The sequence below is a fragment of the Aliivibrio fischeri genome (assembly GCA_038993745.2).
Taxonomy (GTDB): domain Bacteria; phylum Pseudomonadota; class Gammaproteobacteria; order Enterobacterales; family Vibrionaceae; genus Aliivibrio; species Aliivibrio fischeri_B.
This window is the reverse complement of sequence record CP160629.1, coordinates 1,357,049-1,381,165: the sequence shown is the minus strand read 5'-3', so window position 1 is coordinate 1,381,165 and position 24,117 is coordinate 1,357,049. Positions and strand designations below refer to the sequence as shown.

Below are 24,117 nucleotides of genomic sequence, written 5' to 3'. Positions count from 1 at the left end.
ATGAAGACCTAGAGTTCCTTCGCACCTGCACTTAAGAAATATTCGTAAGTTTCATCGAACAGTGCCTCCTGGGGGAAATAAAACACTACGCCATCTCTACCCCTTGTCATCAGTACCAGGTAACTATAAGGCTCAATACCACGTGTTTGTATTCTGATGATTCAACGCTGCCACGCAGTTGATTCGCGGTATCCCACAGAGTTTCTTCAAAGCCTTTGCTTGGTTTTGCTTTGGTCGCTTTTTTCGCTGGAGCTTTAGCCATAACGTTTACTTCTCATTTTGTTGTTTCTACTTGCAAAAGATACAAGATTTAATGCGGCGTATTGTACATTAAGTTAGAGAAAGATCATTGATATGGTGAGTAATTTTGAAGGGTTAATGGCGAAAATATGTATAAAAAAACCGCTCTGCTGAGCGGTTTAAACCAAACTATTTAATTTCTGTCTTTAAAGCTGCGTCAACTATTTGGTTAAATGGGTAATCAGAAAGAGCAACATTACCTTTTGTGAGGCTTTGGTCATATTTTCCTGTGCGATAATCACTAATTACAGGCGTATCACAACTTAATTGTCGCTTACCTATAGTAATACCTTCCATCCAATGCTCTTCGCCATAGTCTCCCATATATGCACTATATAATTTTTCATTATGATGCAAAGTAAAAGATATGAAATTATAAATATTTTCAGAATAATTATTTACTTGTATTAACTGTTCAGGTGCTTGTATATCCACAGGAATTAAGTCTTTTTTATGCTCTGAACCTAATCTCCATTGAACGTAACCTTTGTTCGGTTGATTATTGTCTCTAGCACAAATAGAAACGATTTTCTGGTCTTCTAATTTACAACTAAAATATACAACTTCATCTGCATTACACAGTGTTGCAGCATTAACAGAAGTCGTTAAAAATAATGTAAGTAAGCCATTTAAACTAGTCATTCAATACACCTAACTTTCTCAATTTAATAAAATTATCATACCTAAGCTCGTAACTCTTTGTATTTTTGTTAATAACTTCAGTTATGGCATTCGAAACTATCTCTTTATCGCCTTGATCTGCTTTTTCATATAATTTATGTTCTATCCAAAAATATGCAGCAGATCTTGTCGCATATTTTAATTCGAGTAATCGTTGAGGTTCATTTATAAAATTCATCTTTTTATCTTCAGGCCATTCGCTTACATTTTTAGTATGCCAATCAGAAAAATGATTATAATTATCTTTACCTGTTAATTGTTTTAAGCCTCTTCCTCTATAACGCCAGCCATCACCAGTTTCACTATCTCCATTATTCATTCGATTCCCATACGCATAATTTGCTATAGCTTGGTAATCAGAAGTCGACATATTTGAACCATCCGTTTTAACTCTACGTCTAGTTATTGGATCTCTATGACTATATCCGTATTTAATTGCTAAACTTGGTTCTTTTCTAAAGACTTTAAAAGTACTTTTTAGACCTTCAATACTGTAAACAAAGCTCTCTTCTAAACTTAGTGATTGCCCTGTTTCCTGCATTATTTGTGCAAAAAAATGAGCTCTTCGTAAAGGTGTATCTAACTTATAAAACTCAAGATGGTTATTAAGTTCATCTGCGATAGCTTTTAATTCTTCTTTTTTACTATCTTTTACTGATGGATAAATATCTTGCATTATTGATAACGTAAATTTAAATTCACCTCGCTCATAAACCCACTTACCAACAACTGCTTCATCTAACGCCAATAATGTATTCTTTCCTACTATTCCATCGGCGCTGCCGATTTTGTAATCTGCATGAATTTTATTTGTTGGTGTATAGGTAGTTTGGAATGTTTTTATCACACTTTCTGTTCCAGAGCCAAACTTACCATCTGCGCCTGCGCTTCCCAAGTCAAAATTGAGTTTTAATAATGCTTTTTGTATTGCTTTAACACTTTCTCCGTCTGCCTTTTTCTTTATTAGCTGGCCTTTTCCATTAGCAAGTAATTCTAAGTCATTTGAAGAAGACAACTCGGTTGATCTTAATGTTTTCTTTCCTACATTCACAATGGGCGTATTAGCTGGAATATTTTTGTCACTTAATGCGGCAACCACAAATGCATTTAATAGCCTCTTACTCATAGTGCTAAAGCTATTCACAAAACTAGATACTTGTCCTATATGCGTTAAAACAATAGGTGGTAATGTGATTCTTTCTTCTTTATCTTGAGCTTGTTGTGAATCATTTACACATAACTCATCACCCACTTTTAACGCAGATGGATTGTCTTCAAACATTGGATTTAGTTTAAGTAACTCCTTGGGGCCATACAATGCTGCTTGGCTATTTCATCCCATGTTTCTCTATTACCATCTCCATTTAGTACCACAACATGAGCAGAGGCTGCGGTGTTTTCATTCTTCTTTAGTTCAATAACAAGGGTATCACCTACCTTTATCTGCCCTTCTTTTCCTTTGTATTGAGGATTTAGTTCAACAAGATTCTCAATAGTTGTCCCTTGTTGATGGGCTATTTTCCATAACGAATCACCAGATTGAATCACATAAGCTACTGAATTATTATCTGTTTTCTCACGCACTAATACGCTTTCATTTTTTGATTTAACTATGGTTTCTACATCTAATAGGCAGGCATTTTCATCTAACCAAGTTGCGTTTAACTCTGCAAACTCTTGTTGAGTCATTTTTTGTGGTAAATACAATAAATGCTGCCTTGTTACCGGTGAGTTATTGATTTTCCAAGGAATAAGTATGAAATTGTACTGATGATCAGATAAAAGCGATGAACTTAACTGATCTACGCTCGATTGAGTAACAAAAAAAGTAGATGCGTCATTACCTACGATCTGATATTCATGGGCTAATTTATCATCAACAAAATGGTAATAAAAACCAGCCGTTGGCCAACCAAGTTGCTCACCTACTTGAACGGCTGTTTTAATAGGAACAAAAGATTCGGTATGTGTTCCTACTCCTTTTTTAACAGGAGTAACCTCTTTAAATGAAAGAGCCTGACCACTTAATGAAAAGAATTCACGATAAAGTGTTTTAGGCTCATTAACCATAATAGACGCAGTCAATAGAGTAAAACCTGCTTGTGATGCGGATTTTTTCCATGAACTAATTAATGGTTCGTTATCTGTTTTTCCAAGTGAAAATGCACCTATCTGATACGTAACAAGATCTTCTTGTGCGCACGCTATTTCAATATTGTATTCGTACGCAGCAACTGGAGCGCTCTTTTCTACTACTGGTTCATTATGAGGTTGTTCTTGTTTGGCTTTTTGCTCTGGTGTAATAAAACCATCTTCAACTGGTTTATAAAAAGCATTTCTATACGTTGGTTGCTTCTTGGGTTTAGTTATTTCGCTTTCTAGTTCATCAAGATCAACAAAATCTTCTAGCTTTTCATCCCACACTTTCATTACTCATTTATTTCTAAAAATTACTTTCGAAGAATAACCTAGAAGTAAATTGCATTTTTACTAAATGAATAGGCAAATTTACCAAATATTGAAGATTGAGGATGTTATCAAAGGATTATGTAAATCACAGATACAAAAAAGCCCACACAATAGGTGGGCTTCTTCGTTTAAATAATGGTGCGTCCGAGTGAACTCGAATCACCGACCCCTACCATGTCAAGGTAGTACTCTAACCAACTGAGCTACGGACGCACTGTGTTCTAAATCTTCTATAAAACCTATTGTGACTAAATCAATAGTTGTTGTTTGACAAAAACAAACAGAAGGAATGGTGCGTCTGAGTGAACTCGAATCACCGACCCCTACCATGTCAAGGTAGTACTCTAACCAACTGAGCTACAGACGCATTCCTTTAGAACGAGGTTGATATTATCGAGTTCAGAATCAGTCTGCAAGTAATTTTTTTTCATTATCAATCGTTTGTCTATTTCTCATTCAATCCGAATAAAATCAGAACATATTGATAGAGTCCATACTTTCCAATACAATTGCATGTACCGTTAAAAGGATTTTAATCTTATGCCTCAATCTCGTCTTCAGCGCTTATCGTTCTTACAACCAATTATCATCTTACTCTTGGTTGGGATGGCTGCTATTTCACTCACGTTTAGTGTCAAAAACTTTAAATCTGTTGAAAAAACAATCAAAACATCATCCTTTCAGGCATTCAACAACTCAATTGAAGCCAGTTACGATATTGTAGACACTGCACTTAATGAGTCTATTAAACGTTATTTAAAAGGCATAGTGACAACCTCTGCTGAATTTATTTCTCAAATTCAAAACTCTCCAGTATTAAGTGCTGAGCAAAAAAAAAGAGTCATACAAGACTATATTAACGACAGCAAAATTGGAGACACTGGCTATCCTTACATTCTAAACTCGAATGGGGATTTACTGTACCACCCTATCTTTCAGGGTCGTAATGTTGGCCAGTACCTGCATATTCAGCAACAAATTGGCAATGATGATAATTTTGTTGAGTATTTATGGACAAACCCTGGAGATGAGAAGCCAAGAAAGAAAATCACTTACTCGGTTTACTTGCCTGATTCTGATCTTATCGTATCGGCAAGTGCTTATAAGGACGAACTTCTTCACTTTATTGATAAAAGCTTACTTAAAGGCAAGTTAAATAAATATCAATATGGTGAAACTGGTTATGTCTATGTCATCGACCTAGATGGTAAGTTATTGCTTCACCCTAGCTATGAAGGCGAAAATGTTCGTGACTTAATTGGTTCTCACGCTGATGGACTGTTAGAAAAAATACGTCAGTCTGCTCATGCGTACAATTTACAGATGAATCAACATCAAACCACTTCAAGTGATCATTCTCGTATGGATATTGAGGATTACACTTACCAAATTACTTTAGATAATAAAACGTATCAAAAAGATGTGTTGTTTATCTATTACCCTTATTTGGACTGGGCGATCATTTCAGGTATTTCTCGAGATGAATTAAATCAACCAACCAATACATTGCTATATAGCTTGCTGACTTTAGTGATCAGCTTAACGACTTTAATCTTGATTTTGATGTTGTTACTTAACCATCGCCATAGAAAATTAATTAATGTACTTAATAGAGACTATTTAACTGGCTTATACAACCGTGGGACGTTTCATAGCAAGGTATCGCCACTCATAAAATCGAGTAACAGTAATAACAAATTTAAACCCTATTCGATTATTTTATTGGATATCGATTTCTTTAAACGTATTAATGATAATTACGGACATCTAGTTGGCGATAAGGTGATCGCTATCGTGGGTAGAACAATGGCTCAATACCCTAATGTATTAGCTGGTCGTTATGGTGGTGAGGAGTTTATTCTTTTTATTCGAGATAATGACATTGAGTCAGTGATTGAATTTACTGACCAAATACGTACGCAAATCTCAAACTATAATACGCTTCATGAAGACATTACCTTGAGTGCAGGGATTACGACAATTAATAAACCAAACGTACTATTAGATGATGTAATTGAACAAGCGGATAAAGCGCTATATTACTCAAAACATAATGGACGTAATAAAATCACTCACTATCAAGATATATAATTGCAGAAAATAAACTGAAGAAAAACTGGACAGAACGAGCCCTTGAACTACGCTAAATAAGGTAATGCTTTCCATTTTATTATTAGCGCAAGGCTCGCGATGAGCCGTTTCCCAAAGCCCGTGACCAGGAATAGTTACGGGCTATTTTTTTAGGTAAAAACGTTATTTAACTAAATGAATACCGTCTTTTTCGATGGTGATCTTGCCTGCTTTATATAAACCACCAATAGTTTTCTTAAACGTGCCTTTACTGGTTCTAAACTCAGCAAAAATTGCATCTGGTGATGATTTATCACTTAGCGGTAAGAAACCGTCTTTCTTCTCTAATGTCGCAATCACTTTTTCACTTAAGTCATCCATACGTGCTTTACCTGGACGTTGAAGCGATAATGAGATTTTACCATCTTCACGCACATCACTAATGAATGCTTTTAGTTGCTTACCAATGAACAGTTTGCCAAATACATCAGAGTGGAAAATTAATCCCCAATGCTCGCCATTCACTACGGCTTTGTAACCAAGATCCGTTCGCTCAGCAATTAAGATATCAACTTGTTGACCTTTCTCGTAGTTTGCTGGTGTCTTATCTAACCACTTGTTGAAACGTGTTGTTCCTACGATACGACCAGAGGCTTTATCTGTGTATACATAAACAAGGATTGATTGACCTTCATTTAAACGACCACGTTGCTCACTAAATGGAATAAGCAGATCTTTTTTAGCAATGCCCCAATCCACAAATGCACCGATACTGTTTGTACCGATCACGTTCATTAGTCCAAATTGACCCACTTGTGCTTTTGGCGTTTCAGTTGTTGCTACCACTTCATTTTCTGAATCAAAATAGATAAACACATCCAGTGCTTCGCCTACTTCTGTGCCTTCTGGAACAAAACGACTTGGAAGAAGAATTGAACCAAAATCTTCGCCATCTAAAAAGACACCAAAATCTACGGTTTTTGTTACTTCTAATTTGTTGATTTGACCAATTTTAACCATTACTTCAATTCCTAAATAAAATACTCGGTGATTATACCCGAACTCTGATATGCTTGCTGTATGAATTAGCATTTTTATAGGAATTTCCTGTGATTACAGTTGGTAAGAAGGATGGCTTATCACTAAAAATTTCTCATATTGTTGAAGAATCCAAACAACATGAACTAGAAATGTTTCTTTTTATTCCTGGTGAGCTTGGATTAAACAAGGATATGATTTCTGAATCTGAGTTTTATTACAACTCGATTCAAAGCCAACGAACCTATTTTAGTGATAAAAACCACCTACCTCTTGTGCACTCTCGCCTTGCACAACGTGGACGTTTATCGAGCGAACAATATCGTTTAAGTTTGAGTTTATACGCCTATCAATATGCCCTTGCATTAGAGAAAGCGATACAACAACTAAGCGATACGACTCGTGACGACATTACGCACGAGGAAGTTGAAGATGCTATTGAACTCGCAATTGATATTCTTAGAAAGTTACGCCGTAACGTTCCTTATGACGATACGCTAAAGCGTTACTACGCAAACATCGACAATTACCTTTCTTGGTACACCGAGCAGAAGTTTCTTTCTCTGATTGCGCACATGCCGCGTAATGAAGAATATAAAGAAGTGAAAGAGAAGCTTATCGATTTCTGTGAAAAAGAAGATCTACATCGTTTAGATAAGAGTTATAACTCTCGTAAAGCTCGGGAAGATATCACTCGTATGTCAAACAAAATGCGTTTACTACGTCGTTTAATCGAATTCCCTATCGTACTTAAAGAAAAGAACCTTGCTTTAGGTAAACATATTAAGCGTATGGTAAAAGGCGGTGCGACGGCTGTGGTTATGATCTTTGTATCATTAATGGTGATTCAAGCTCGTGGTTTCTTGGGGGAAATTACGGCCTCTTTCATTTTTGCGGTCTCATTTATCTATGCCATGCGTGAAGTCTTTAAGGATGACTTACGTGATGTAATGTGGCGTTGGATACGTAAAGGACAACCTAAGTGGCGTAAACGCTACCTTGACCCAACAAGTAATACTTATGTTGGAAGAAAATTAGAATGGCTTGATTACATGACGTTTGCTGAGCTTGATTCTGATATTCAAAAATTACGTAAACACCGTGTTGTGCAACGTGAAGAAGTGGTTTTAGCCTATAAAAGTCAAACTAAAATGGCCATTACCAAATTCATGAGTGGTTATGAACAAACTCGTGAAACCATGCTGATTGATTTGCGCCCTATCGCTCGTTTAATGGAGAAAGGGTCTCAAAAGATTTATCACTTAAATGATGGTCAAGTCAGTAAAGAATCTGTTGAGAAACGTCATTTAATTAATTTGGTCATTAGAGAGACAATGGATGATTACAGCACGCAGTTGCACCGCTGGAAAATCATTGTTAACCGTTCAAAGATTATTGATATAGAAAAGATATCTGACGAAAAATAATTAAACAGCTTATGATACAAAAAAACGCCTTTATTGCTTAACGAAATAAAGGCGTTTTTATTGTAACTTAATAATATTAAGTTACGCGGTAACTACAACATCTACGACATTCAGTTGCTCTAACAGCTCTTGAATACGAGGGTTTTGAGCCAGTTCATCAATGGTGGTTAATACTGGTTTATTTGCTTTATTCGCTGATTGAATAGCATGCCCAATAAGGTGGATAACCGCATCGTTTTGTGGATCAAAATGATGTTCTAGTGCTTCATTTTGCTTATCAACGCCTAATGTAAACTGGGTTAATGTATCAACATTAATCACCATACCATCAAAGTATTGCAGTAATTTATCTGCCATTAATGCAGCAGCTGGCACATCACACACAAAGTGTACTTTTAAACTATCTAAACCACGCGGTAAGCCTTGAATCGCTAAGCGATCAATAATGGTTGCAGCATCACTTAAATTACGAACAAATGGTACGACGATTTGCACACTTGCTGATGTGTTTGCAATGACCTTTTTGATCACTTCACACTCTAGTGCAAATTGATCGGCGCTAGCGTCAGAAGCGTATCGAGTTACTCCTCGAACTCCCATCATTGGATTGGCTTCTTTCTCTTCTAGTTGACCCGCAAGAAGGCCTGCAAAAGCGGCGCTATCCGCATCTGAAAATGCAATTTTAATTTCTTTTGTCGCTTCAGTAACATTCGATAGAATCACGTTTGCTAGTGTATCAATAAAATGCGTTTTTCCATCTGCTGCGCTTTCAATGATTGCAGCAAAACTTTGAGCATCAATTGACGTCATTTCAGGTGCTTTGATTACTGCTTTTGGGTGATAAAACAAATGCTCTTGAATTAATGCAGCAATAGATACATACAGTGAAGCGTCTGAGTCTGTTTCTGATTGATATGAAGGTAAACTCGCAACACGATTAAGTGTTGGTAAAATTGTGTCTGTCATGCTTGCTCCAGTAAACGCGTAAATACCATTTATGTTATTATTAATGTGAACATACCGATACATTGCCAACAACTCAAGTCCAAAAGATACAACAAGTTAACTTTTATTTACTTATTGTGGCTAACAATAAAAGTTTTGGGTTTCATCCCCTCTCATTTTCCGTTATCTTAGTCGGTGTGTATTAAAAAAGAATTAACAGGCGAACTTTTATGCCATTTCAAACAGATGAACTTCGTACTCAGCCTCTAGGCCCAATGCCAACGCCAGCTGAGCTTACGACTGCTCACCCTATTACGGACGATGTTGCTGAACATATCGAGCAATCTCGTGCGCAGGTTGAAGCAATTTTAACTGGCAAAGATAAGCGCCTTTTAGTTGTTGTGGGACCATGCTCTGTACACGATACAGAAGCAGCATTGGATTACGCACAACGCTTAGCAAACATTCAAGAACAGTATAAAGATGAGCTTTTCATCGTTATGCGTACTTATTTTGAAAAACCGCGCACGATTGTGGGCTGGAAAGGCTTAATTACTGATCCTAATTTAGATGGCAGCTATGCACTTGAAGCTGGCTTACATAAGGCTCGTAAACTACTCCTTGATATCAACAAACTGGGTTTAGCTACAGCGACTGAGTTTTTAGATATGATCACAGGTCAGTATATTGCTGATTTGATCACTTGGGGTGCTGTTGGCGCTCGTACAACTGAATCTCAAATCCACCGTGAAATGGCATCTGCATTATCATGCCCTGTCGGTTTCAAAAACGGTACAAATGGTAATATTCAAATTGCTATGGATGCGATTCGTGCAGCGAAAGCTTCTCACTTTTTCTACTCGCCAGATAAACAAGGCCGTATGACAGTTTACCGCACTGCGGGTAACCCATTTGGTCATGTGATCCTTCGTGGTGGTAATGATAAGCCTAACTTCGATATCGATTCAGTGACAGATGCCTGTCAACGTTTAGCGGATGTTGATTTGCCTCCTCACCTAATCGTTGACTTTAGCCATGCTAACTGTCAGAAAAAACACCGCCGCCAGCTTGATGTAGCCAAAGATATTTGTGCTCAAATCGAATCTGGTAGCAATAAAGTTGTTGGTATTATGGCTGAAAGCTTCATTGTTGAAGGCAACCAACCAATGACGGATTTAAATAACCTAACTTATGGTCAATCTATTACAGACCCATGTTTAAGTTGGGAAGATACCGTGGCTATGTTAGACATGTTATCGAATACTATTAAAACATCTCGTTAATTTAAGGATTAAAACTATGCCTGCTTTTGATATTGTCTCTGAAGTTGATAATGTAGAACTGAAGAATGCGGTTGATAACGCAACACGTGAACTTGCAACTCGCTTTGATTTTCGTGGCGTTGACGCTAGCTTTGAACTTAAAGGCGAAAACATCAAAATCAAAGCTGAAGATGATTTCCAACTGTCTCAACTAGTTGATATTCTTCGTGGTAACCTAGCAAAACGTGGCGTTGATGCTCGTGCTATGGATATCAAAGATGCGGTTCACTCAGGTAAGAATTTTTACCAAGACATCGATTTTAAACAAGGTGTTGATACGCTAATTGCTAAGAAATTAGTAAAAGAAATCAAAGCATCTAAAATCAAAGTTCAAGCAGCGATTCAAGGTGAACAACTGCGTATCACTGGTAAAAAGCGTGATGATCTACAAGCGGTAATGGCATTAGTTCGTGAAGGTGATTTTGGTCAACCTTTCCAATTCACTAACTTCCGTGACTAATTACTGTTAGTTTAAGTTTGATAGATAAAAAAAGCGCCTCTACTTTTCAGTGAGGCGCTTTTTATTATTTACTGTTCAATTCTATTCACTAATCAAACGTTCAAATTCGTCAATTTGATTACTAACTCTATCCAAACTCTGCTGCCAAAATGTCTCTTGTGTTAAGTCCATTTGTAGGTGTTTTTGTACCACTTCTTCAGCTCGCATGGTTCCTGTATCTCTTAAAAGATTAATATAATCTCCATAGAAATCAGCCCCTTTCGCTTCTCTTTGTGCGTACACACCAATACTGAATAAATAACCAAATAAGTATGGGTAGTTGTAGAAACTTACTTCAGGAATACTGAAATGCAATTTGCTTGCCCAGAAAAGTGAATCTGCTTCACTCATTGAGTTACCATACCACTCTTCCCAAGTGACACGCATTAGCTCAGATAAACCTTCAGCACCAAGCTCTTTTGATGAACGCTGCTCATAAAATGCTTTTTCAAACTCATAACGAACTGGAATATTAATCGTCAATGCTAATGCTGATGACAACTCTTCCCATAACATTTCAATTTTATCTTCTTTGGTTTTCGCTTTTGCAAGCAAAGCATCACGTACTACGTTTTCAGCAAATATAGATGCTGTCTCGGCAAGTGTCATTGGGTAGCGTGTCGTGCACAATGGCATATCTCGCATTACCCAGTTATGAAACGCATGACCGAGTTCGTGAGCAAGAGTAAGCACATCAGACATGCTGTCACCCCACGTCATGAAGACCAATGGCGTACGTGAGTCAGCAAACTTTGTGCAGTAAGCACCAAGACGTTTGGTTTCTTGTGGTGCGGCATCTATCCAACCGTTTTTCACCATTACATCAACAAAATCAGCCATCTCTTGTGATACACCTGAAAATGCATCTTTTATGATATCAATGGCTTCATCAAAACTATAATTAGAAGCCTCTCCAACTAATGGTGGCATTGATGCAAGTTGATCCCAAGGCGTTAGCTGCTCTGCTCCAAACATTTTGGCCATTAATCGCCCAGCTTTTTGTCCTACTTCTCGATTCTTTTTCGCCACAGACATCATACTATCTAGTGTCGCTTGTTCGATTCGGCTGCCATGTAAACTTGGCTCAAGAAAGTGAACCGATTTTTCTTTACTGCGCTTTTGATATTCCGTTAAACGCCAACCCGCTAACGCATTTAAGATGGCAGAGAAACTCTCTTGATTCTGTTTCATACCTTGTTGAATCGCTCGCCACGCAGGTTCTCTACGTAAGGTATCACTGCCGTATAAAATGCTTGCTGCTTGTGACAGTCCATCACTTCTTCTGTACCATCAGCCAGTACCAATGTGACCTTCATAGAGCCTGTTATATTATCGTATAACTTACCCCATGCATTTTTACCATCAACACTCATCGCAGACAGCAATTGCTCTTCTTTTACACTTAAGCGGTTTTCAACAAGCTTGCGCTCTTCTTCAAGCAGAAAACGATGTGCATTCAGCTCTTCATTTTCTGAAATGATCTGCTCAAACTGTTCAAGAGGTGAATTTACGATACTATCTAAAAATGGGCTGAATACTTGTGATAATGCAGAGCCTAGCTTTGTCATATGATTAACTAAGGCTTTTGCTTCGTTATTCGAAGAATCAACCGAGGCAATGCAGTTTGCATAACTAGCCACGGTTGCAAGATTCACAGTGATAGCTTCTTTCATTAAAATAGCGTGCTGCAATTGCGATACAGCAGCATCAGAGTCTAACTGCGGGAAATCGGCAATCTGTTGCTCTAATTGAGAAATAGTCTGTTTTAATTTCGGATCTTGAAGTGATTGGAATGCGATAGAAAGATCCCAGCTTGGTGCTGTCATAATAGTGTCCTTATTTATTTTTCCTCTATCATATCAAGCTACTGTCCAAGGTAAAGCCTTCCACTTCATCGACTCAATTTATAAGACAGATAAGCATATTATTTACACTTTTGTACGAGCAAACACGCTCTATGACCAATCTCTACATTGGCATTAGGAAATACAACCGATTCACCACCACTATCTGCTTTGTAGTGGTCAACACCATCAAGAGCTAATGACTCGCCCTCTTCAAAATAGGTAAAGTTTGATAAATCCGCTGCAAAAGAGAACTCAAATTCATCACTTTTTTTCATAATGCTTCGAGTGACTTGATACTCAGCAATCTCTCTATTGCTTAATTCTGTAGCATTCGTATCTGAAGAAGAAATAAATCGCTTTAACTCTTGAATAAAACCACTCAGCAACGAGAAATCATTCTCTCCCATTCGGGATACCTTCCCTAGTTCAACCGTCGCCGCATGTGCTCCATGATGCTCTGCGCTGTACCAACTAAAAGTAGATGCTGGCGCGTCTGAATATAAACACGCCTCTATCTGACTCTGTTTTAAAAATTGAAGTAATGGTTCAGAGCGTTGGTAATGACGATTAAAAGGATGTATTGCAAAAGTATAATGTTTAGAACGCCTAATCGCACAATGCAGATCTAAATGCCATTTTTCTTTTTCAGAATATTTAGCATAGAAATCATCAACAGAAGACATTAATTGATTAGCAATAGCGACTTCTTGAATAGCATCGTCTGGTGCTTGGTAGTGTGAAAACAATCGATTTAAATTGGTATCAATGAATCGGATATGTTGATGCGTTGCTTCTGGATGCCCATAGATAAACAAACATGGATGCTGCAATACTAATGAGCCATCTTGAATATCATTGATTATGTTATTAAGGATTTCAATTGGTGAGGTTTCATTTCCATGAATGCCTGAAGATAAAACGATCGCTTTACTTGATGGATTTTTAGGAACAATTTCGATGATTCCTCTAGCTAAATGGTTAACTTGCGTTCCATTGCTTAATAACCAAGTTGTGCTCTTTATTGGCTTAGAGAAATCCAGTGTGTCTTTAATAAATGCAATGCGATCCATCGGCACTTCCTGTTTTTAGTAAAACTTAATACTAAAAACTGTACCATTACAAAAACAAAACAATAATAAATTAAAAACAAATATGTGATAACAACCTGAATAATACCAACCACTGTAAGTAAATGTTCAGAAATAACGCAGCAAAAATGCTTGGGAACCAGGCGGCACTTTTCAAGAAATAGTTTCGATAAGTCGTTATTCTACAATCCAAAAATTCAACGCAGTTATACTACAATTGGTATAAACCTTCCACTTCATAGAATTAATATTACAGGCAATAAAAAAGCCATGTGATTAACTGCATCACACGGCTTCTCTCTTGTTCGCCTAAAATGGCAAGACTATTTTTCTACAGGTAGATTCTCTACACGAGCTTTCAGCTTCTGACCCGGTTTGAATGTTACAACTCGGCGTGCAGAAATTGGAATATCTTCCCCAGTTTTTGGGTTACGTCCAGGACGCTCACTCTTTTCGCGTAAGTCAAAATTACCAAATCCTGATAATTTCACTTGCTCACCACTCTCTAGAGCTTGCTTAATCTCTTCGAAAAATACTTCTACCGTTTCCTTGGCGTCGCGTTTACTTAATCCAACTTTTTCAAATAAGGTCTCAGCCAAATCAGCTTTAGTGAGTGCCATAAAAACTACCCTCAAGTTACGTTAGACAGAGTCACAGCATTGCTGTAACTGGAAACTGAACAGTTAGTACGATGCATCTGCATTGTTTAACTAATGACAGTGTATGCCAACCGACTGATTTTCGCCAACTTTTTTCTAAAATTTAATGCTGCATTTATGAGATAAAGATCAAGTTTATAAGTCTTATCTACTGAAATCTCTTATTATTTGCCATGCTAAGTTATTGAAATAATATCTAAACCTAAATATTTAAAAATAACAGGATAAAACTCTGTTTTTAACTCTGTGATAAAGGCCAAACTTTTATTAATAAATTTAAAGATAGTCCATCTATATGATTATGTTGTAGTTAGTTTTAGCCGCTAAATAACCATAAACTCACGCTTATTGTGGTTTCAGGATTATATACTGAAAGCGCCTATTTCTTTACTGATTTAGCGTTAATAAGGTGGAGTTAATATGTTTCACATAAGATGCATGAATGTGTTATCAAGATTAATTTATCAATCTTAAATTTTGAATAAAAAAATCCAGTACCAACAAATGTCAGTACTGGATCTTATATTCTTTCGTTAAAAAAGAAGTATATTAGTCACGCAGTGTTGCTGAGAACTTCTCACCAATTGCAGCAACGATAGCATCAACAGCTGAAGTGATATCAGCCTCTTCTAGCGTACGCTCAACAGATTGAAGTGTCAGTGCGATTGCAAGACTCTTCTTACCTTCTTCAACGCCTTGACCACGGTAAACATCGAACAGTTTCGCGCTAGTTAATAGCTCGCCACCTGATGCTAGACATTCAGCAACGATGTCACCAGAAGCAATTGCTTCGTCTGCAACGATCGCGATATCACGACGGTTTGCAGGGAACTTAGATACTGATGCAGCTTCTGGGATAACGCGAGTATTGATTGCGTCCCACTCGATTTCAAACATGATTGTACGACCGTTTAAGCCAAACTTACGCTCTAGCTCTGGGTGTACTGTACCAATGAAACCAACTTCTTTACCATCAACAACGATAGCTGCTGTTTGGCCTGGGTGAAGTGCTGGGTGCTTAGCCGCTTTAAACTCATACGCTAATTCGTTAGCAGTTAGTTCAAGAACCGCTTCTAAATCGCCTTTAAGATCAAAGAAATCAACTGTGTTTGTTGCGATATCCCAGTGTTCTTCACCACGAGTACCAGCGATGATACCAGCAAGCATCATTTCTTGACGCATGCCGTTTTCTGCTGATTCTTCTGGAATAAAACGCAGACCAGATTCGAATAAACGAACGCGTGGTTGTTGACGTTTTTGGTTATGAACAACGGTATTGATCAAACCAGTCCATAGGCTTAAACGCATTGCTGACATTTCAGCTGAGATTGGGAATGGCAGAATTAACGGCTCAATCTCAGGCACGATCAGTTTTTGTTGCTCTGGCTCTACAAAGCTGTAGGTAATTGCTTCGTGGTAACCACGGTCAACAAGAAGATCACGAACACGCTTAAGCGGTTGGTTTGCTTCTTTGTGATCGTTCATGTTAAGTGCAGCAACAGGCGCTTGGTTAGGAATGTTATTGTAACCGTAGATACGACCTACTTCTTCAATTAGGTCTTGCTCGATTGCAATATCAAAACGCCATGATGGAGAGCTTGCAGTCCAACCTGTGTCAGTACTTTCAACTGCACAACCTAGACGAGTAAGGATCTCAACCACATCTGTTGATGGGATGTGATGACCTAATAGACCATCTAACTTACTACGACGTAATTCAACTGTGTTTGCTTTTGGTAAATCAGCTTCTGATTCAACAGCAACAACAGGAGCTACTTCACCACCACAAAGTTCAACTAGAAGCTGTGTTGCGCGCTCCATTGCTGCTGCTTGTAGCGTTGAATCAACACCACGTTCAAAACGTAGAGAAGAATCAGTGTGTAGACCGTATGCACGTGCACGACCACGGATGTGATCAGGTGCGAAGAATGCACACTCAAGCATGATGTCAGTTGTTTCAGAAGTAACACCAGACTCTTGACCACCAAAGATACCAGCGATTGCTAGTGCTTTATTTTGGTCTGCAATCACTAATGTGTTGTCGTTTAATTTTGCTTCGTTGCCATCAAGAAGAGTCAGTTTCTCATCTTGCTCAGCCATACGAACCACAATGCCACCGTCGATCTTAGCTAGATCAAACGCGTGCATAGGTTGGCCTTGCTCAAGCATTACGTAGTTTGTAATATCAACAATCGCATCGATTGAGCGAATACCACAACGACGCAGTTTCTCTTGCATCCAAATTGGTGTTTCAGCTTTAGCGTTTACGTTCTTGATAACACGACCAAGGTAACGTGGACATGCTTCAGTTGCTTTAACTTCGATAGATACTGCATCTTCAATGCTTGTCGCTACTGCTGCAATAGTAGGTTCTGTAACGTCTGCACGGTTAAGAACACCTACTTCACGAGCTAAACCACGAATGCTGAAACAGTCAGCACGGTTTGCTGTTAAGTCAACGTCGATAGCAACGTCGTTAAGCTCTAAAATATCACGAACATCTGCACCTAGTGTTGTACCTTCAGGTAATTCTAAAATACCTTCAGATTCAACATCGATACCTAGCTCAGAGAAAGAACAAAGCATACCGTGTGATGGAACACCACGTAGTTTTGCTTTCTTAATTTTGAAGTTACCAGGAAGTACTGCGCCAACAGTCGCAACTGCAACCGTTAGTCCAAGACGACAGTTAGATGCACCACAAACGATGTCTAAAAGCTCTTCTTCGCCGATATCAATTTTAGTTACACGAAGTTTGTCTGCGTCTGGGTGTTGACCACACTCAACCACTTTACCTACTTTAACGCCGGTGAACTCACCAGCAACAGGTGCAACTTCATCAACTTCCAAACCAGCCATTGTGATTTGGTGAGCTAGCTCTTCGCTGTTAATAGCAGGTTTAACCCACTCGCGTAGCCAAGATTCACTGAATTTCATAAGTTTCTAGCCCCGAATTACTTGAATTGTTTAAGGAAACGAAGATCGTTCTCGAAGAACGCACGAAGGTCATTTACGCCGTAACGAAGCATAGTTAGACGCTCAACACCCATACCAAACGCAAAGCCTGAGTATTTTTCAGGGTCGATGCCAACAGAGCGAAGTACATTAGGGTGAACCATGCCACAACCTAATACTTCTAACCATTTACCATCTTTACGCTTAACATCAACTTCAGCTGAAGGCTCAGTGAATGGGAAGAATGAAGGACGGAAACGCACTTCAACTTCTTCTTCAAAGAAATTACAAAGGAAATCGTGAAGAATACCTTTAAGTTGTGCAAAGTTTACGTTCTCATCAACTAACATACCTTCCACTTGGTGGAACATTGGCGTGTGAGTTTGGTCGTAATCGTTACGGTATACACGGCCAGGTGCAATGAAACGGAATGGTGGTTTACCGTTTTCCATTGTACGGATCTGAACACCTGATGTGTGCGTACGTAGCATTAGATCAGGGTTAAAGAAAAAGGTGTCGTGGTCAGTACGAGCTGGGTGATCTTCTGCAATGTTTAATGCGTCGAAGTTATGGAATGCATCTTCGATTTCAGGACCAGACTCAGTGCTAAAGCCTAGCTCGCCAAAAAATTGCTCAATACGCTCAACAGTACGAGTAACAGGGTGTAAACCACCGTTCTCGATACGACGGCCAGGAAGGCTCACATCGATAGTTTCAGCAGCAAGTTTTGCTTCAAGCTCAGCCGTTTGCAGTGCGTCTTTACGCTCTGTTAGCATTGCTTGTACTGCTTGCTTACCTTTGTTAATTAATTGACCCGCTTCACGACGCTCAGATGGGTCAAGTTTACCTAGACCTTGAAGTTGAAGTGTTAAGTGGCCTTTTTTACCTAAATATTGAACACGGACTTCGTCCAGAGCGACTAAAGAGCCAGCTTGTTCAATTTCTGCCGTTGCATTGGCAATGATCTCGTCTAGATGTTGCATCGTTTCCTCATCCACTTATAGGTGGTATCCGTTGCGAGTAAAATACATATAACAACACATAGTAATAAATCACAGCGCTAAATCCAAATTGAATTAGATAAAATATTCAATCTAATAGAAAAAAGTGCTTTTCTTAACCAATTGCTTACCCTATCTGCACTATTTCTTTCTTTTCCACTGTCTTTCTTCCCTATTTCAAATCAATTTTTGCTGCCATAGAACAAAAAACGAAAAGATCAAATAAAAATGATAGTAATTATCATTCGCAATATGTATTATCTCCGGCGAATTATGAGAGGACAACTTCAAAGGAAAAATTCATGTCTAATAAAAAAACATTTTTAGCAGCGTCTATTCTCGTTGCACTATCTCCCACTCTCCAGGCTGAAACCTCATCAAATAAAGAAACAACCATGTTTGATGAAGTGGTTGTTTCTGCAACTCGTACAGAGCAAAGCATTAAAGACACATCTAGTTCAATTTCAAAAGTCACATCAGATGATATTGAAAAAACAATGGCAACCGACATTCAAGATGCTCTGAAATACACTCCAGGTGTTTCGGCTAATGGTGGTGGCCGTTTTGGTCTATCAGGATTTACCGTACGAGGCATGAGTGACAGCCGTATAAAAATGTTAGTTGATGGTGTTCAACAACCAACGCCTTATAACCCTGGTGCAAACGAACAACGTAAATACCCTAGCACTATTGAAATAGATACGCTAAAAGCAATTGAGGTAAACAAAGGACCTTCTTCTACTCTATACGGCTCAGATGCACTTGGCGGAACAGTGCTAATGGAAACGAAAAATCCTGAAGATATCTTAAGAACCGATGGCGATGAAAATGCATTTGAAGTAAAAACCAGCTATAACAGCATTGATACAAGCTCAAAGACAACGGGCACATGGGCAATGCGTGCGGCAGAGTTAGAAACACTTATCATGCTAACGTATAAAAAAGGCAATGAATCACAAACTCATTCAAATGGTGCTGATATTGAAGGTCCTGATCGCGGTGCTGCTAACCCAGCCGATGCACAAATCGGTAACCTTCTTGCTAAAGCCTTTTACCAATTAAACGATTCACATCGTATCGGTGCTACTGTTGAATACTTCACCTCTCAATACGATGAAGATGAATTATCGCAAAATGGTTATTCGATGATGAGTCGAGGCACCCCAATCATTACTTATTATGACAATTACAATAAAGATACAAACACTCGATTACGTGTTGGTTTAGAGCACGAATGGCAAGCGAATAATTCATTATTCGATACGCTAGAATCAAAATTAAACGTACAACAAACTGAATCATTGTCAGAAAACTACGATACTTCAACAGGTCCTTATGGTAGTGGTCGTCGTATGCGTGAACGTATTGCTACTGATGATTCTATCCAGTTTGACGCACAATTTGATAAAATTGCCGAGTTTGGAGAAGGATTCCATCAAATCACTTATGGTGTAAGCTTTAGACAAAACAAGTTCGCAACTGAAAACACCGATTATAAATACGACAAAGGCACCGTTGGGCCAGGTCATACCGATATGCCTGATGCAACAATGACTCAATACGGTATTTTTGCACAAGACCAAGCTTTCTTATTCAATGAACAATTAGTGCTAACAGCAGGTTTACGCTATGACTCATTCAAAGCAGAACCTGAAACAAATGATGGCTTTAAAACAAAATATCCTGATAGCCAAAATGACGCTTTCACAGCTAAGTTAGGTTCGGTTTACCATATTAATAATAATTTCAGCGTACTTGGTCAAATTAGCCAAGGATTCAAAGCCCCGACTCTGCAAGATATGTACTACTTTTACGATAGTGGCGCTGTCATCGATGCAAACCCAGATCTAAAAGCGGAAAGCAGTATTTCGTATGAAGCAGGTATTCGAGCTCAATCTAATGCCGTACAACTTGAATTAATCGCTTTCTATAATGATTATTCTGATTTCATCAATCAACAATACTTAGGTAAAGTCGTTGGTGGCCCGAACGATGGTAAAGAGCATTATACAAAAGAGAATATCGATTCAGCGGAAATTTATGGTATTGAATTTAGCTCAACGTATTTATTAGATAAAGCCTTCAATGCACCTCAAGGCACGTACTCTAAATTAAGCATTGCTTACGCAGAAGGCCGAGATAAAAAGACAGGGGCTCCGATAGACAGTGTTGCTCCTCTTACTTCAAACCTAGGCTTAGGTTATGACTCTGTTGGTTACACTTACGGTGCTTTATTAAACATTAATATGGTTGCAGGAAAAGACAAATGGTCAAATGAGGGTTATGAAAACATCAATGTCGCTGGCTACACCTTGGTGGATTTAACCGCTTACTATAAACCAATGAAAGATTTAACACTTCGTGGTGGTTTATTTAATGCATTTGATAAGCAGTACTGGTTGTACAACGACATGATTGGTACTGAATCTGGCGATGATGGCATTGATCGTAAAGCTCAAGCAGGTCGTAACTGGGGTATTGAGTTAGATTATAAATTCTAAAAAATAGCACTCAACGTTAATTGGCTAGTTCAAAGCGGCGTCATCGCCGCTTTTTTATGTTTGTTGTATTATGATTTTGCTATTGCAGAGGGTTCAAATGGAGCGTAGTCATTTATTTCTTTATCATTCATTATTTAATGCGCCTTTACTATTTCACATCAATCCTGAACGATTGAATGTAAGAACTCTTTATATTTATAATGGGAATATATATCATCTTCTTCCTCTACCTCATAAAAATAACCATTTGGATAGAATTCCCTTAATGTATTGAAAATTTCATTAATGTTTGCTGTAATATCTATATAATTTTCTTTGCTTGTTTTAAATATCACGGACTCATCAAAATACAAACTTTCAAACATCATAGGTTTCAGCCTAAAGTTAACCAGTTTGAATGAGAGTAATGCACTGGCCCCTGCCCCAACGAACGCCATAGGGCCAACAAAAACAACGGCAACTAAACATGCAACAACACCCACTCGACCTATCATTCGCATGCATTGATAAGCGTACTCTGGTACCACATCTGCCTGCTCGGTTAATATTCCGTTTTTAGTGAACTTGTAAATCCGCTTTATGTCTGCAGAACCAAAAAATATAAAAAACAATGTCATGAAAATGGTAAGTAAACTAAATGCCACCACACCACCTGTATCTAGCATATCTTGACTAAAGTCATATAACATCCAACTCATAACACTAAAAAAACCAACACCAGCAAAATACCCTAAATATTGATGCTCTATGATTTCATACTCATAAAGCACTTCTTCGTTATATAACTCCATTCTCATGGTTTCTATTTTGTCTGTATTATCTATATCTTTATGAGTTAGCATTATTTAACCGCATCCTTGAAATGTCACCTCAATCTTGATCCATTGGATGTAAGAACTCTTTAAATTTTTCATGCTCATAAATATCATCTTCTTTCTCAACCTCATAAAAATAACCATTTGGATAGAATTCTTTTAAAGTATTAAAAATATCATCTACATTTTCTTTATTACAAAAAAAGCCCATTCTAGAGGCTGATATTTTTCCATTAGGAATTACTGATATATAACTCACATCCGAAGCTTTAATTAATACCGTTTCATCAAAATACAACGTTTCAAACAACATAGGTTTTAATCTAAAGTTAACCAGTTTGAATGAGAGTAACGCACTGGCCCCTGCTCCAATGAACGCCATAGGGCCAACAAAAACAACGGCAATCAAACATACAACAACACCCACTCGACCTATCATTCGTATGCATTGATAAGCGTACTCAGGTACCACATCTGCCTGCTCGGTTAATATTCCGTTTTTAGTGAACTTATAAATCCGCTTTATATCGGCTGATGCAAAAAAAATAAAAACCAAATTAAGTAAAAGCCCACCTCCTACGTAAATAATAATCTCTCCAACATCAAGTCCATCATGACTAGAATCATACGACATCCAAAAAATAAATAATGAACATAACAATGCCACAAAATACCCAAAATATTGGTGCTCTATTGTTTCATACTCATAAAGCACTTCTTCGTTATATAAATCCATTCTCATGGCTTCTACTTTATCGTTATTGTCTATATCTTGATGAGTTAGCATTATTTAACCTCACAATCTCCATACCTAAACTTTCATTTTTTGAATAATCATTAAATGAAGTGATTTTATTTATACTTAGATTTATATCCCCACTACCACCTTGAAAGCCGGAATAAGAAATCACATGAGGCGTTCTATTGGCTAAAACATCTAAATAAATAGTTATATTAGAAATATCTTCTGAATGGTTCCGTTCAATCTTCATTTGATAACAATTATTATCATTGCTTACTTTAGTGAAGTTGACCTCTACTTCTGATTGACTCGCTTCTTTATTTCCAATGAAATTATAATGTTTTATTGCTTTTTTAGATGCGCTTTTAATTACTTTAATTCCAAACCATTTATCAGATAAGTAATCAGGTAACTCAATAGTTAACGTCCATTGTTTGTCTGAATCAGAAATTGACTGATACGTCCTAACTATTCCAATATCTATCTGGGCTACAGGTTTATTTAATATGTTTTGCAAGTTAACTAGTTCAATTTCTGGTGACCACTTAGCCGTCTTTACTCCCCATATGGATTGCACTAACCACACCTCCATATCGGTTCGTTTAAACATATTAATGAATACCGTTGCTGCAATATAAGCAATACCAAATACACTTAACCAAATAACCATCCAAGGAGCAAAAATAGCGCCTATTGAACCATTCATAAAACATGAAATTAGTTGAGTTGTAAAAATACCAGCTTGCCCAATTAACGAAATAACTTTCAATTTTTCAGCTAGCACTTCCTCTTTTGATAAAAGAGGACTATCTAAGCGTTTATAAACATAATAAATTTCAGACACACTGGCGATTAATCCAGTAACAGCTACTAATCGAGTTAGATTTACAAATTTAGTAATGAGTTTTTTATTTGTTTTTAAAGCTTGCTTTCTTCTTTCATTCAATAAATCCTTATCTTTCATCACTTCAGACCATGCAGCGTCTCTTGATACCAAAGCGCACGCATTGACCGTCCAAGAAGCCGTATAAACAACCTCTGCGGCGACTGATTTATATTCCTCTGTCGTCTTACTTTCTTGGTTTCTTTGAAGTAAATTTGAAAAAACGGTTATTGAGTTCCAAATGTTTAATGCTGCAACAACCCCATTCCAACTTGCTGCTCCTTTCCACTTCCTTTCCGAAAAACTAACAAGATCTGCCTTTGTATTCTTATATGCAGCCCAACTCTCTGCTACGCCTTTGCTGATTGCTCCTTTTATATTCAACATTGATCCATTTTGCGAAACCTTAAGCATTTGAGGCATGTTCTCTGAAATAAATTCAGATGCTTTTTGTACTAGCACCGCTGCAAATTGTTCTTTCCGAATAATCGCAGCCATTGTTTTACTGTTAGATAATAAAAACTGATCATATTTTTTATTAAATGCCGCCAGTTCTTTAGGGTAATTAGGATTTACAGAAACAATAAAACTGCTATCTGCTAGATTTTCCATAATGAGAACTCTGAAGCGAGTCATAAAACTAAGTGCACTGAATTGATTAGTTCGAGGTTGGATTGCGTTGAGCATCTCCATCGAAGGTCGAAATTGCAGTATCGGATTGGCTTTATTACTGGCAATAAATGCTGCAAACACGGCTTTAATATTGATATGAAGCAGCTTGTACCAATCAGAATCTTGAATTCTTACGTCACCTGTTAATGTATCGAATTCTGATAATCGAGTATGCAATGCGATCATGTCGCTTGGGCTGCTCA

Annotated in this window: 18 protein-coding genes, 2 tRNA genes and 1 pseudogene; 5 read left to right on the top strand and 16 right to left on the bottom strand. The window is 37.8% G+C overall.

Going from position 1 to position 24,117, the window contains the following annotated elements; all coding sequences use genetic code 11:
* Positions 1–109 precede the first annotated feature (109 nt).
* The 6 genes from AAFX60_006650 to AAFX60_006625 form a co-directional block, all read right to left on the bottom strand.
* The gene (locus AAFX60_006650; protein ID XDF78960.1) at positions 110–262 is read right to left on the bottom strand and encodes a type I restriction-modification system subunit M N-terminal domain-containing protein; all 153 of its coding nucleotides are present in this window, start codon (positions 260–262) and stop codon (positions 110–112) included.
* Between the two features lie 167 nt (positions 263–429).
* The gene (locus tag AAFX60_006645; protein ID XDF78787.1) at positions 430–942 is read right to left on the bottom strand and encodes a hypothetical protein; all 513 of its coding nucleotides are present in this window, start codon (positions 940–942) and stop codon (positions 430–432) included.
* Positions 935–2,263: a peptidoglycan-binding protein gene (locus AAFX60_006640; protein ID XDF78786.1), complete on the bottom strand. Its 1,329-nt coding sequence runs from the start codon at positions 2,261–2,263 to the stop codon at positions 935–937. Before AAFX60_006640 ends, AAFX60_006645 begins: the two co-directional genes overlap by 8 nt.
* A gap of 5 nt (positions 2,264–2,268) precedes the next feature.
* Positions 2,269–3,411 carry a LysM peptidoglycan-binding domain-containing protein gene (locus AAFX60_006635; GenBank protein XDF78785.1) on the bottom strand — a complete coding sequence of 381 codons (1,143 nt, stop codon included), beginning with the start codon at positions 3,409–3,411 and terminating at the stop codon, positions 2,269–2,271.
* A 175-nt stretch (positions 3,412–3,586) separates the two neighbouring features.
* A tRNA-Val gene (locus AAFX60_006630) sits at positions 3,587–3,663 on the bottom strand.
* 77 nt (positions 3,664–3,740) lie between these two features.
* Positions 3,741–3,817 (bottom strand) — tRNA-Val (locus AAFX60_006625).
* A 173-nt stretch (positions 3,818–3,990) separates the two neighbouring features.
* On the opposite strand from AAFX60_006625, the gene AAFX60_006620 reads away from it, so the two are divergent.
* Positions 3,991–5,541: a diguanylate cyclase gene (locus AAFX60_006620; protein XDF78784.1), complete on the top strand. Its 1,551-nt coding sequence runs from the start codon at positions 3,991–3,993 to the stop codon at positions 5,539–5,541.
* Between the two features lie 162 nt (positions 5,542–5,703).
* On the opposite strand, the gene AAFX60_006615 is transcribed toward AAFX60_006620, so the two are convergent.
* Positions 5,704–6,540, bottom strand: a complete 837-nt coding sequence (locus AAFX60_006615) for a S1-like domain-containing RNA-binding protein (protein ID XDF78783.1) — start codon at positions 6,538–6,540, stop codon at positions 5,704–5,706.
* Between the two features lie 89 nt (positions 6,541–6,629).
* Here AAFX60_006615 and AAFX60_006610 point away from each other — a divergent pair, with 89 nt between their 5' ends.
* Complete coding sequence (locus tag AAFX60_006610) at positions 6,630–7,985, top strand: hypothetical protein (protein ID XDF78782.1); 1,356 nt, start codon at positions 6,630–6,632, stop codon at positions 7,983–7,985.
* Between the two features lie 81 nt (positions 7,986–8,066).
* On the opposite strand, the gene AAFX60_006605 is transcribed toward AAFX60_006610, so the two are convergent.
* A complete protein-coding gene (locus tag AAFX60_006605; protein XDF78781.1) occupies positions 8,067–8,951 on the bottom strand; it encodes a putative PEP-binding protein in 885 nt (294 codons plus the stop codon).
* 209 nt (positions 8,952–9,160) lie between these two features.
* Here AAFX60_006605 and AAFX60_006600 point away from each other — a divergent pair, with 209 nt between their 5' ends.
* Complete coding sequence (locus tag AAFX60_006600; GenBank protein XDF78780.1) at positions 9,161–10,213, top strand: 3-deoxy-7-phosphoheptulonate synthase; 1,053 nt, start codon at positions 9,161–9,163, stop codon at positions 10,211–10,213.
* A gap of 16 nt (positions 10,214–10,229) precedes the next feature.
* The gene (locus AAFX60_006595; GenBank protein ID XDF78779.1) at positions 10,230–10,712 is read left to right on the top strand and encodes a YajQ family cyclic di-GMP-binding protein; all 483 of its coding nucleotides are present in this window, start codon (positions 10,230–10,232) and stop codon (positions 10,710–10,712) included.
* A gap of 81 nt (positions 10,713–10,793) precedes the next feature.
* Here the strand turns inward: AAFX60_006595 and AAFX60_006590 are convergent.
* The 5 genes and pseudogenes from AAFX60_006590 to pheS all read right to left on the bottom strand — a co-directional run bounded on the left by AAFX60_006590 (position 10,794) and on the right by pheS (position 18,283).
* Positions 10,794–12,577 (bottom strand): annotated as a pseudogene (locus AAFX60_006590) (M3 family oligoendopeptidase).
* Positions 12,578–12,675: 98 nt separating this feature from the next.
* Positions 12,676–13,668: a succinylglutamate desuccinylase gene (locus AAFX60_006585; protein ID XDF78778.1), complete on the bottom strand. Its 993-nt coding sequence runs from the start codon at positions 13,666–13,668 to the stop codon at positions 12,676–12,678.
* A 341-nt stretch (positions 13,669–14,009) separates the two neighbouring features.
* On the bottom strand, positions 14,010–14,306 hold the full coding sequence (gene ihfA / locus AAFX60_006580) for an integration host factor subunit alpha (protein XDF78777.1): 297 nt from the start codon (positions 14,304–14,306) through the stop codon (positions 14,010–14,012).
* Positions 14,307–14,894: 588 nt separating this feature from the next.
* Positions 14,895–17,282, bottom strand: coding sequence for a phenylalanine--tRNA ligase subunit beta (pheT, locus tag AAFX60_006575; protein ID XDF78776.1), 2,388 nt, complete (start codon positions 17,280–17,282; stop codon positions 14,895–14,897).
* Positions 17,283–17,299: 17 nt separating this feature from the next.
* Positions 17,300–18,283, bottom strand: coding sequence for a phenylalanine--tRNA ligase subunit alpha (gene pheS, locus AAFX60_006570; protein XDF78775.1), 984 nt, complete (start codon positions 18,281–18,283; stop codon positions 17,300–17,302).
* A gap of 320 nt (positions 18,284–18,603) precedes the next feature.
* Here pheS and AAFX60_006565 point away from each other — a divergent pair, with 320 nt between their 5' ends.
* Positions 18,604–20,802, top strand: a complete 2,199-nt coding sequence (locus tag AAFX60_006565; GenBank protein XDF78774.1) for a TonB-dependent hemoglobin/transferrin/lactoferrin family receptor — start codon at positions 18,604–18,606, stop codon at positions 20,800–20,802.
* Positions 20,803–20,960: 158 nt separating this feature from the next.
* On the opposite strand, the gene AAFX60_006560 is transcribed toward AAFX60_006565, so the two are convergent.
* Genes AAFX60_006560 through AAFX60_006550 form a run of 3 tightly spaced genes read right to left on the bottom strand, consistent with a single transcriptional unit; the run spans position 20,961 to position 24,100 of the window.
* On the bottom strand, positions 20,961–21,644 hold the full coding sequence (locus AAFX60_006560; GenBank protein XDF78773.1) for a hypothetical protein: 684 nt from the start codon (positions 21,642–21,644) through the stop codon (positions 20,961–20,963).
* A 28-nt stretch (positions 21,645–21,672) separates the two neighbouring features.
* Positions 21,673–22,404 (bottom strand): hypothetical protein, encoded by a 732-nt coding sequence (locus tag AAFX60_006555; protein ID XDF78772.1) that lies wholly within the window; start codon positions 22,402–22,404, stop codon positions 21,673–21,675.
* A complete protein-coding gene (locus AAFX60_006550) occupies positions 22,376–24,100 on the bottom strand; it encodes a hypothetical protein (GenBank protein ID XDF78771.1) in 1,725 nt (574 codons plus the stop codon). The genes AAFX60_006555 and AAFX60_006550 overlap by 29 nt, the downstream gene beginning before the upstream one ends.
* Between the last annotated feature and the right edge of the window lie 17 nt (positions 24,101–24,117).

Coding starts and splice junctions, on each gene's coding strand:
- AAFX60_006650 (XDF78960.1), bottom strand. CDS start 262: ATGGCTAAAGCTCCAGCGAAAAAAGCGACCAAAGCAAAACCAAGCAAA.
- AAFX60_006645 (XDF78787.1), bottom strand. CDS start 942: ATGACTAGTTTAAATGGCTTACTTACATTATTTTTAACGACTTCTGTT.
- AAFX60_006640 (XDF78786.1), bottom strand. CDS start 2,263: ATGTTTGAAGACAATCCATCTGCGTTAAAAGTGGGTGATGAGTTATGT.
- AAFX60_006635 (XDF78785.1), bottom strand. CDS start 3,411: ATGAAAGTGTGGGATGAAAAGCTAGAAGATTTTGTTGATCTTGATGAA.
- AAFX60_006620 (XDF78784.1), top strand. CDS start 3,991: ATGCCTCAATCTCGTCTTCAGCGCTTATCGTTCTTACAACCAATTATC.
- AAFX60_006615 (XDF78783.1), bottom strand. CDS start 6,540: ATGGTTAAAATTGGTCAAATCAACAAATTAGAAGTAACAAAAACCGTA.
- AAFX60_006605 (XDF78781.1), bottom strand. CDS start 8,951: ATGACAGACACAATTTTACCAACACTTAATCGTGTTGCGAGTTTACCT.
- AAFX60_006600 (XDF78780.1), top strand. CDS start 9,161: ATGCCATTTCAAACAGATGAACTTCGTACTCAGCCTCTAGGCCCAATG.
- AAFX60_006595 (XDF78779.1), top strand. CDS start 10,230: ATGCCTGCTTTTGATATTGTCTCTGAAGTTGATAATGTAGAACTGAAG.
- AAFX60_006585 (XDF78778.1), bottom strand. CDS start 13,668: ATGGATCGCATTGCATTTATTAAAGACACACTGGATTTCTCTAAGCCA.
- ihfA (XDF78777.1), bottom strand. CDS start 14,306: ATGGCACTCACTAAAGCTGATTTGGCTGAGACCTTATTTGAAAAAGTT.
- pheT (XDF78776.1), bottom strand. CDS start 17,282: ATGAAATTCAGTGAATCTTGGCTACGCGAGTGGGTTAAACCTGCTATT.
- pheS (XDF78775.1), bottom strand. CDS start 18,283: ATGCAACATCTAGACGAGATCATTGCCAATGCAACGGCAGAAATTGAA.
- AAFX60_006565 (XDF78774.1), top strand. CDS start 18,604: ATGTCTAATAAAAAAACATTTTTAGCAGCGTCTATTCTCGTTGCACTA.
- AAFX60_006560 (XDF78773.1), bottom strand. CDS start 21,644: ATGCTAACTCATAAAGATATAGATAATACAGACAAAATAGAAACCATG.
- AAFX60_006555 (XDF78772.1), bottom strand. CDS start 22,404: ATGCTAACTCATCAAGATATAGACAATAACGATAAAGTAGAAGCCATG.
- AAFX60_006550 (XDF78771.1), bottom strand. CDS start 24,100: ATGATCGCATTGCATACTCGATTATCAGAATTCGATACATTAACAGGT.